At 51.4% G+C, this 9,983-nt stretch carries 9 protein-coding genes; 3 read left to right on the top strand and 6 right to left on the bottom strand.

Going from position 1 to position 9,983, the window contains the following annotated elements:
* The first annotated feature begins 234 nt into the window (after positions 1-234).
* Positions 235-1,719: a low-density lipoprotein receptor class A repeat-containing protein gene (locus tag ACNRUY_RS24730; protein ID WP_488114338.1), complete on the top strand. Its 1,485-nt coding sequence runs from the start codon at positions 235-237 to the stop codon at positions 1,717-1,719.
* 61 nt (positions 1,720-1,780) lie between these two features.
* On the opposite strand, the gene ACNRUY_RS24725 is transcribed toward ACNRUY_RS24730, so the two are convergent.
* From ACNRUY_RS24725 to galU, 3 genes are read right to left on the bottom strand one after another with little or no spacing between them, the layout of a single operon-like run.
* Positions 1,781-3,001, bottom strand: coding sequence for a glycosyltransferase family protein (locus ACNRUY_RS24725; RefSeq protein WP_488114339.1), 1,221 nt, complete (start codon positions 2,999-3,001; stop codon positions 1,781-1,783).
* Positions 2,994-3,869 (bottom strand): HAD-IIB family hydrolase, encoded by an 876-nt coding sequence (locus tag ACNRUY_RS24720; protein WP_488114337.1) that lies wholly within the window; start codon positions 3,867-3,869, stop codon positions 2,994-2,996. Before ACNRUY_RS24720 ends, ACNRUY_RS24725 begins: the two co-directional genes overlap by 8 nt.
* A 54-nt stretch (positions 3,870-3,923) precedes the next feature.
* Positions 3,924-4,760 (bottom strand): UTP--glucose-1-phosphate uridylyltransferase GalU, encoded by an 837-nt coding sequence (gene galU, locus ACNRUY_RS24715; protein ID WP_488114336.1) that lies wholly within the window; start codon positions 4,758-4,760, stop codon positions 3,924-3,926.
* Positions 4,761-4,884: 124 nt separating this feature from the next.
* Here galU and ACNRUY_RS24710 point away from each other — a divergent pair, with 124 nt between their 5' ends.
* On the top strand, positions 4,885-6,666 hold the full coding sequence (locus ACNRUY_RS24710; protein ID WP_488114335.1) for a sugar phosphorylase: 1,782 nt from the start codon (positions 4,885-4,887) through the stop codon (positions 6,664-6,666).
* A gap of 80 nt (positions 6,667-6,746) precedes the next feature.
* Here the strand turns inward: ACNRUY_RS24710 and ACNRUY_RS24705 are convergent, their stop codons facing one another.
* Positions 6,747-7,145: a hypothetical protein gene (locus ACNRUY_RS24705; RefSeq protein ID WP_488114334.1), complete on the bottom strand. Its 399-nt coding sequence runs from the start codon at positions 7,143-7,145 to the stop codon at positions 6,747-6,749.
* Positions 7,146-7,281: 136 nt separating this feature from the next.
* Positions 7,282-8,331, bottom strand: coding sequence for a competence protein CoiA family protein (locus ACNRUY_RS24700; protein ID WP_488114333.1), 1,050 nt, complete (start codon positions 8,329-8,331; stop codon positions 7,282-7,284).
* A gap of 121 nt (positions 8,332-8,452) precedes the next feature.
* Here ACNRUY_RS24700 and ACNRUY_RS24695 point away from each other — a divergent pair, with 121 nt between their 5' ends.
* Positions 8,453-9,478 carry a hypothetical protein gene (locus ACNRUY_RS24695; RefSeq protein WP_488114332.1) on the top strand — a complete coding sequence of 342 codons (1,026 nt, stop codon included), beginning with the start codon at positions 8,453-8,455 and terminating at the stop codon, positions 9,476-9,478.
* A gap of 197 nt (positions 9,479-9,675) precedes the next feature.
* On the opposite strand, the gene ACNRUY_RS24690 is transcribed toward ACNRUY_RS24695, so the two are convergent.
* Positions 9,676-9,807 (bottom strand): hypothetical protein, encoded by a 132-nt coding sequence (locus tag ACNRUY_RS24690; protein WP_488114331.1) that lies wholly within the window; start codon positions 9,805-9,807, stop codon positions 9,676-9,678.
* Positions 9,808-9,983 lie beyond the last annotated feature (176 nt).

Raw genomic sequence — 9,983 nt, 5'->3', positions numbered from 1 at the left:
AAGAACGCCAATGGAAACTCTGATAGATGGCAAAGAGATCTGGAAGGAAAAATTTGTAGCCTGAATTTGACCTGACAGACACCCTCTGAAAAATCGGTGACTGTCAGATCAGGTCTGAACTACTACAAATCACCCACTGAAAAAGGGGGAGAGCCAAAAAACTCCATCATCGCACTTGTCGCTCAAACTGCTATCTTAGCTTGAGAGCCAATCATAAAAGTGAGTTGCTTTAAAATGCCGGACAAAACCCCTCTCTCCCGACCCATGCCTCAATTTTTTGTAATTGCTCAAAAACTAGTGACAAAACTTCATTTGCAGGTAGAAACTCAACGGAAATGCTGGGCTGTAGAGCATGTTTCAGAAGTTCTGCCAGCAGTTTTTGCGCAGTTACAATTTTATTGCTTCTTCATCTGCTTTTTTTGCTACTCCTGCACCGCTCATGCCACATCAATTTGTAACATCACAACACGCTGTGATCAATCATGCCAGAATTACAATCCATGCTGCAAAATAATTACCAACATATGGATTGACGAAGGTGGTGCAAGCGATGACATGAATGAATGGCTTCTTCAACAGAACTGCTTTGTTTGCCCCTACAATGGGGTAACTATCCTCCCGGAACAATGTTGCGATGGAATTAACGACTGCTCAGACCAGGCTGACGAGACAACCACTCCTAAACCTGATTTGAAATATGCGGCCCCCCCTGGCTGCTTCAGGTGCAATGATGGCAGCCGCAAGATTTTAATGAGCCTCGTCTGTGATGGGATAAAGGACTGCGATGACGGTAGTGATGAAACCGCAACAAACTGCAAAGCCCGATCATACACATTTGACGACATGAATAAAAAGCTGAAATACTACATGCGTATTCACGGCTTTACATGCGATTATCTTGATCGTGGCAATGCAGACAACTTTCCACTGGATTCTGTTCGGGAGTGGCTACAACGATATTTCCAGCACACACACACACGCACACACCCAACGCCTGCCCAGTATAAATATTCAAATAAACCTTACTCTGGTGCGATGTACGTATGCCCCAATGATAAGGTCATTCCGTTTGGATGGTTATGCGATGACATTGATGACTGCGGAGATAACAGTGACGAACGCACTCAAGGCATAAATCCACCCTGTGTCGAGTGCAAAAATTCACGAACTCTCGCACCTCTCAAGATGTATCCTCTGGACTACTGTAGTGAAATGAGCTACAAAGACAGAATTGGTAACTGCCTTCCACAAACCAATTTCTCTACTACCTTCCCTACTACCTTCCCTACTACCAAAGAACAAGACAGTACCCGTGTTCGAACAATCATAGAGGACGAACCGTATGGTTATAGCACATTGCAAACCATTATAATGGGTGGTTGTGTTGCGGGAATTGGCATAGCATCCATAGTCATAACAGGCGTGATTTTACACAAATGCGAACATGCTAAAGAAGGGTGGTTGGTTCAATTATTATCCTACTGGTCTCAAATGTTTTCTCAGACCCATCAGCCTGCCCCCACAGATGATCCAAATATGGACATTGAAATGACTGAAATAACGACGCAAGCAAAAGCAACAACAATAGGAGCAATAGAAGAAATAACTAATTTAGGGTCAGAAGTAGTTACTCAAGGGGCTGAAGCCCAAGCCTCCAGTTGGGCGAGCTGGCTCTTGAACAAAATTACCAATCCCTGGCCGAAAAGCCAGGAAAACTGAATTCTCGCGAAGGTGTGGGGGGGGGGGGCAGCAGCATCCCTCTTCCTGAATACCCACCAAATCATAGAGGCCCCGCATTATCTTCCTCAACGGCATCATACAACCGCTCCAGCACATCCGGAACCGCCGACACCACCCGGTTCCAGCTGGGAATAAAGGGGGTTTCCATAGGGTTTTCCAGAAAGTGCTGCCCCGCCTCCATAATGTTGCGGGCAAACAGTTCCACCGCGCGCTCCTCACTGTCGCGATCCACATGCAGGCCGTTGATCATGGCATCGCTGTAATAGGACTCGATAAAATCCAGGGCCACCCGGTAATAAGTGGCCTTAATGGTACGAAAAGTTTCAGCATTAAACTGGGTACCGATGGTGGCCAGCTTCCGGAACACCGCCTTGATAATGTCGTGGCTCATCTTGGAGAGACCACGGCTCATATCCCCCTCGGACAAAGGTTGATGCTTGTGGTCATAGACATCAGCAATATCCACCTGGCAGAGCCGTTTGCTGGAATAGTTGCGCTTCACTTCAGAGAGCACACCGATTTCCAGCCCCCAGTCACTGGGAATCCGGATATCGTTGAACACCTCCGTCCTCATGGAAAACTCACCCGCCAGGGGGTAACGGAAACTGTCCATGTATTCCAGATATTCCATGGGCCCTAAAATCTTCTTCAATGACCGCAACAGCGGTGTTACCAGCAAGCGACTGACCCGACCGTTCAATTTATTATCGGCCACCCGGGCATAATAGCCTTTACAGAAGTCGTAACTGAACGCCGGATTGGCTACAGGGTAGAGCAGCCGTGCCAAAAGATCCCGCTGGTAAGTGACAATATCACAGTCATGCAGGGCCACGGCTTCCGACTTCGCCGAGGCCAGCACATAGCCATAGCAATACCAGACATTACGCCCCTTGCCCGGCTCCTTGGGGGCCAGTCCTTTTTCATGGAGCAACCCATCCAGTTTCCTTAACCGGGGACCGTCCTGCCAGAGGATTCGGTGGTGCTGCCGCAACTGCCCGAAAAAATCCCGGGCATGGGCAAACTGCGCCTCATCCGCCCGGTCCAGCCCGATCACTATTTCCGACAGGTAACGAACTTGACTGAGTTCCTGGACAATAGGCCCCAGGGCCGGCCCCTCCAGCTCTGAATAAAGAGAAGGAAGCACCAGCGACATAGGGCGCTGACGGGAAAACGCCATCAACTCCTGCTCCATATCCTCTGTGGAGCGAACCCTCAGATTATGAAAATTGGTAATAATGCCGTTCTGATAGAAGTCACCCATAACAAAGTCCTTTTCCAGTATCTTTTCCACTATCTTTTCCAAAATGCCTGCCAGCACTCTTCCCTGCGAAAGCGTCCAGCAACTGATGAACTGCCTGATTCCAGCCCCTGGGGCCTGCCTCATCGGTAACCAGCACTTGCGTCAGGTGATCAACCACTGGCGCACAGCCATGGTCCGATCGAATCAGTACAGGGCAATCCACGACATTGAGCATGGGCAGGTCGTTCATGCCGTCCCCCAACCCAATGGTCTGCCACTGAACCTGGGGAGCAGATGCCCGGTATCGACGAGTCAGGCTGATGGCAGCACGGCCTTTATCCCCCTTGCCACACACATGGTAGAAACGCCCTCCCCGGTTCAAATGCAGCCCCTCTTTTTCCAGCTGCTCCACAAACGCTTCCAGAGCCTCTTGTGAATCCTGCCAGACCAGAGGTTCACTGGCTTTCCGGTTACCGGCCTGCTCTGCTTCCGCCAGTGTAAGCCCGGTGAGCTCAACCACATCCGAAGGGGTGCAATCACCGAACCCGGTAAAGCGAAACCCATATTGACGACGCATGTTGCTTAACAGCCGTCGCAGGGTGCGATAGGGCTGCCCATGAAAAAAGTGGGTACACTGCTGGGCATCCGAGTCTTCAAAATAACCCGCTGGCACCGTGGTTATCATGCCGTTTTCAGTAATAAATGGATGACGGATACCCATGGCGTCCTGCAGCGGCCTGACCTCTTCCAGGGTTTTACTGGTATTGAACACCACCGGGATATTCAGCTCCCGGAGCCGCTGCAGTGCAGTGCTGGCCGCCTCCCATGAATAACTGTGGTGATCCAGCAGGCTGCCATCCAGATCCGTAAACACCAGAAACTGCTTCATAACCGTAACCCTGGATGGCCAGACCCGTTCATAGAAATGCTCATACCAGCACCCTCACTGAGCGAATTGATTCAGGCGGCGCTGATAAATGGCGTTGGTAGCCTCCACAAAGCCACTGATGCTGCCACAGTCAAAACGCTCACCGGCAAACTTGCAGGCAATAACATGGCCACTTCGGGCCTGGGAAAGAATCGCGTCGGTTAACTGTACTTCGCCATTTCTGCCAGGCGTCGTGTTTTCAATGATGTCAAAAATATCCGGCGTAAGAATGTACCGGCCAATCACTGCCAGATTGCTGGGCGCCTCTCCAGGCCCCGGTTTCTCCACCATATCCGTCACCCGAACCAGGTTGTCTCCCATGGGCTCTCCGGCAATCACCCCGTACTTGTCCACCTCTTCAGGGGGAACTTCCTGAACGGCCAGCACGGTGCAACGAAACTGGTTATACAATTCAACCAGTTGGGCCATAACCAACGGGCCATGATCATTGATGCAGAGATCGTCGGCCAGCACCACGCCAAAAGGCTGATCCCCCATCAAGGGCCTGCCAGAGAGAACCGCATGCCCCAACCCCAGCATCTGGTTCTGCCGTATATAGGAAAAAGTACAGGCCGACATGACGTCGCGAATACTGGCCAGCTTCTCTTCCTTCCCACTTCCGGAAATCTCCGCTTCCAGTTCATAGTTGATATCAAAGTGGTCGGGAATGGCGCGCTTGTTTCTGCCATTAACAAAACCAAGATCCGTCAATCCGGCCGCCATGGCCTCCTCAACACCGTATTGAATCAGGGGTTTGTCCACGATGGGCAACATTTCCTTGGGCATGGACTTGGTAGCGGGTAAAAACCGGGTGCCATACCCCGCTACAGGAAAAAGGCATTTTTTGATCATCAGTTCACTCCCTGTGCATTCTTGTATCCGTGGATATCCATCACTCAATGACTCATCAAGCAGAAGTTGTGCCAGTTTCAAATGGCACAACTTCTGCTTGTTTATCTTCACTGAAAAACCTGCATTGAAAAAACAAGTGTTCAGTTTTGTTATTGACAAGGAGCGCCTCTTGCAAAGCTACCCGATCCGGTTCGCCCGGTTTCACCAGGCCCTCAGTGAGCTGTTGCAACGGCCCTATGGGGAACAGGCAGAGAACCTGGCCAGCACCATTGTGCGCAGGGTTGAGCACTTTATTCATAAGCACCCGAACCTGAGCCACCCGGGTTGGAGTGAGAAAGATATTTTCCTGATCACCTACGGCGACAGTCTTATGGAGACTCCCCACAACCCAGATTCACCCCACCCCCTTAACACCCTGTGCGGCTTTCTTGAACACTATCTGGACGACCTCATTACCACCGTTCATGTCCTTCCCTACTTCCCTTTCAGTTCAGACGACGGTTTTTCGGTGATTGATTATCTGGCGGTAAACCCGGCTCTGGGAAACTGGGGTGATATTGCCAGGCTGGCCAGCCGGTACCGGGTCATGACCGACCTTGTCATCAACCATATTTCCCGGGAAAGCCTCTGGTTTGCGGATTTTGTCAGCGGCACCCGGCCGGGGCGCGACTTTTTTATTGAAGTGGATCCGGACACCGACCTGAGCCCCGTCATCCGTCCCAGGAACTCTCCGCTGCTGGTACCCATCCAGACCCGGAGGGGCACCCGGCACGTCTGGGCCACCTTCAGCGAAGACCAGATTGACCTGAATTTCAAAAACCCGGATGTCCTGATCCGGATGATCGACATTCTGCTTTTTTATCTGTCACAGGGCACCTCGGTGGTGCGCCTGGATGCCATCGCTTACCTCTGGAAGACCATGGGAACACCCTGCATTCACCGGCCCGAGACCCACAACATTGTCAAACTGATACGACGGGTTCTGGAAAAAGCCTGCCCTGGCAGTTTATTACTGACAGAAACCAATGTCCCCGACCCGGAAAACCTCAGCTATTTCGGCCAAGGGGACGAAGCTCACATGGTGTACCAGTTCGCCCTCCCCCCCCTGGTACTCCATGCACTGAACCGGGGCACGGAAAAATATCTGTCGCACTGGATCGATGCACAGCCCGATTACCCAGAGGGATGCACCGTATTGAACTTCACCGCCTCCCACGACGGCATCGGCCTGAGACCCCTGGAAGGCCTGGTTCCTGAAACAGAGGTGATGGAACTGGTGGACAGCATGCACCGCTTTGGCGGCTTTGTGAGTGTCCGCACGCTTTCTGACCAGAGCGAAAAACCCTATGAAATCAACATCTCTCTGTTTGATGCCATGAAGGGGACCCGACGAGGAGAGGACCACTGGCAGGCCCAGCGTTTTCTCTGCTCACAGATCATCATGTTGGGGATGCGGGGGATTCCGGCCATCTACATCCATAGCCTGCTGGCCACCCCCAACGACCTGGCAGGGGTTGAAAGCTCTGGCCGCACCCGCTCCATCAACCGGCGCCGATGGGCGATCGATGAACTGATCCCGGAACTGGACAACCCCGTCTCCATCCAGGGCATGGTGTTTCACACCCTGAAATCCCTGATGGCCATACGACAGAAGGAACCCTGCTTTCATCCGGACATCCCCCAGCAGGTCATGACCGTCAGCCCCGGAATTTTCGCCTTTCGCCGAGTGGACAACAACACCGGCCGCACCCTGGTGGCACTGCACAACCTGACCATGGTTCACCAGCAACTGACCATGGATGAATACCTGGGCTGGCATGATCTTATTGAACAGAAAACCGCGAACCTGTCCCAGCTCAAGCCCTATCAGTCCCTTTGGCTGGTAGATCCTTCTTCAGAACTATGATCCACAGGCCCCAAAAACGCCCTTTGAAAAAAAACCGTTAAGGAGCCAACAACAGAACGCCTGTTATTTTTTTCATTTATCTATCTACTTTTTGCCCCCTCTGGAATAACAATCACTTCGATGCGATGTTCTTTTGCCAGTCGTTCCATGACCGAATCTGATTGATCACAAATAGCGACAGTCTTGATGGATTTGGGTTGAAAAGTTTGTAGAAGTATGCCGGAAAAATAGGCCTGCCCCATCAGGTACATTCCAAGTCGGCCGGCTTTGACTTGAACGGCAATGATGTCTTTCCCCTTGATGGACACCTCCCTGGCGGAGGCTGTTCTTCTCTCATTGTCCAGAATGATGAGCCCATCGAGCAACCTGCGAGCAGCGGTTTTGTCGGGATGCTGTTTCACCAGCATGAATTCTTCTACAAGAATGCCACCTACCTGGTTCCAGTACTGCCGTAAACGCCACGTTTCTCTTTTGCTCATACTCAGGCTGATTGTTCAGGCCAATGATAGGGTGGTTGTCGGTGGGAGCGGGAAAAAGGTTAGGGCAACCTGGCTGGCAGCAGGAAAAGTCTCTGGTCGACTTTCCTCTGCCAGATAGTGGTGCATTCAGTGGTGATTACTCGACTCGAACATCCAACACAACCGGGATGAATCGTCGACCGTTGATTTTGGTACCCATGATGAGACTGGCTTCCACAGGGTACTCCAGCTCTTTCAGTTTTTGGATACAGGATTCGTCCAGATCAATCTCTTCCATTTCAAAGCCGCCAGATTGGGTGCACGTAAAGTTTCGGGTGCTATGCGCCAGAACAGGGCGGGTGGTGTAAACTTTCGAGAGCTCGAAATCATTTCGGTAGCGGGGTGAGTAACCGTGGCCGACTTTAAAGCCAAGCAGCATATGATTATCGGGGTTTTCCGGTGTCAGTGAGGGTGGCTGAACTGTCTGGCGTTTCAGAGCTTTATTAGCTTCAATGGCAGCGTCAGCGGCGCGATCGGCTTCCAGGGCTAACTGATCCACTTCGATCTGTAGGTTAGCCAGAACTTGCTGGTGAACTGGGTTGTTGATCCAGTGTCGCGGTGCAGTGGAAAGCACTGCCTGGGCCACCTCCTCTGGTGATGCATCCCTGGCCAGCTGGGACAGGTCGATCTCCATCATGCAGGCTTCGGTAGCCAACGCCTTGCTCTGTTTGTCATCATCCACCTTATGGGAGACGCAAACCTCAATATCCAGGGTTCGGTTTTCGTAGGGGTATCCCGTCGCGTCTGAACGATAACCGTTTATGAACACTTCCAGGTCGACTTTTTCGAACTCGATCCGTTGGCCCAGAATCTTCAGCTGGCGGACATGGGTTTTTCCCTGTTTGTCGATGGCAACGGCTTTGAGTTCGTCGGTGGGAATCAAAACGGCCTTGTGCTCTTGAATCATCTGTTTTGCGTAGCGGTACAAGGCCGTTTCAATACAGGCTTCGCTGTCAACGCCCTTGTGATGGGCAAAGTGGTGGGTGCGCACTTCCCCCTTGCGGGCAACCAGCGGTGCCTGGCAGCCAGGGCAGAAACAGTCGCATGAGAGGCCGCTGTCGACGTCTGATATATGCACGACTTTTCCCGCCTGGATACCGTAACGCAGCTCTACGGAACGCTCTTGTTGTTGGTTTTTTGTGCTCATGATCCATTCTCCTGTTAGTCATTCTGATCACTTGGCCAGCGGGGTGCTGGTGAGCTTAAGAGTGGTATGGCATAGTCCGCTGAAACAGAGATAAACATGGGTATAAGGGGTAAGTCGGGGTATGGAGAAGCTGGGGGTGGATACCGTTCAGGCCAGAGCAGATGCGGTGCAGAGTGTGTTGAGGTTTATCGAAGAGAAGGAGTGCCAGGAAAGCCTGACTTTTCCCCTTCTGTTTTTAAAAGCCTTGGCAAAATTGACTCAAAAAGATCTTGCCAGGGAGATTAAGTCGGAAAATTTGGTCTACGAGCCGAGTGAAATTATGAAATGGCTCGAAGATAATGTGGTTGCTCATTTCAAGTACGAAAGCGTGTCCGATTACATTGGTCGCCAGTATCGAGATTTATTCAAAAAATACTTGAACGACGATGTTCGTATCGAAGGCATTGCCAGTGAACATCAACTGAATTTTTATGGTGTGCCCGGAAAAATCACAGGAGGTGGAAAAGGAAAAAAGAATCAATATCGGCTGGAAGCCAAGCCTGTCTCCGATGAGGTGAAATCCACGGCCCATAAGCAAGCCGAGTACAATGTGCCCGGTGCGGTGCTTCGTTACAAGGAGCAGAAAAAAAAGCGTCTGCCAGGATTGGTGCGATGGCTGGATAATTTGGATATCGTGGGCTGGAAACTGGTCTTCCTTCTGGTCACGATTCTGTTCCCTCTCATGGTGTTTTTGTTGATTATGGGCAGTGTTTCTGTTGCGCCCATCTTACCCAGCGTTAGCCAGTTTATTTTGAGCGGGATGACCTGGCCCATTCTGGGCTCCTTTGTGTTTGTGGCTCTGTTTGGTTTCGTATATCGATTGCTGGATAAGCGGGTGGCCATGGTACCGGACTGGATGAGTATCACCAGCTCCTGTATCTGGCTACTGGAATATCGACCGATCAAAGGGGAAGGGGGGCGTTACCAGCATCGCAGAATTGCTCTGGTGCATTACAGCGGCCAATGCCCGGTTTGTGGGGGCGTGGTCGTGATCGGTAAAGGGGGCTGGCGCTTTCCCGGTCGGCTGGTGGGTCGCTGTGATGAGAACCCTGTTGAACATGTTTTCACCTTTGATCATGTGACAAAGGCTGGAAAGCCATTGCTATAGTGGCACATTACTGTTGGGTGTTAACTTGATGCGGTGTCAACCGAGGCTGGCTTGGGTTCTTCTGCAACAGTTGAGGCTGAGCTTTAAGCCCGGTAAAATCATTTTCTTTCCAACGGGAAAAAGTGATTTTCTATCTGCTGGCTGACTATGCCCATGGTACAAAGGCGAGCCGTGACTTTGTTCAGGGTCCCTTTGGCTTAATCCCAGGACCGGATGACGATATTGAGTACGCTGTTATCGCAGGCCATCCTTGGCTTGCTTTTTATCTCCTTAAAGCGCATGAGCCCCACAGGTATGACGGCGCTGTTCAAATTAAATGTTGCTAACATGGTCTATACTCCCTGAGCATGAGAATTGTCGTGTAAAGTGGAGTTCCAGCCATGAAACCTCAGCAATTCCAAGACATCCTGAAGTCCATACCCATGATGTCCCCAGAGCAGATCGGTGTCCTCCATAAAACTCTGCCGCCCTCACCCATTGCCGGTGATGCACAAGGTATTTCCGG

Source organism: Endozoicomonas sp. Z74 (assembly GCF_057680865.1).
Note: the sequence above shows the minus strand (reverse complement) of the source record. Positions and strands in the feature narration are given on the sequence as shown.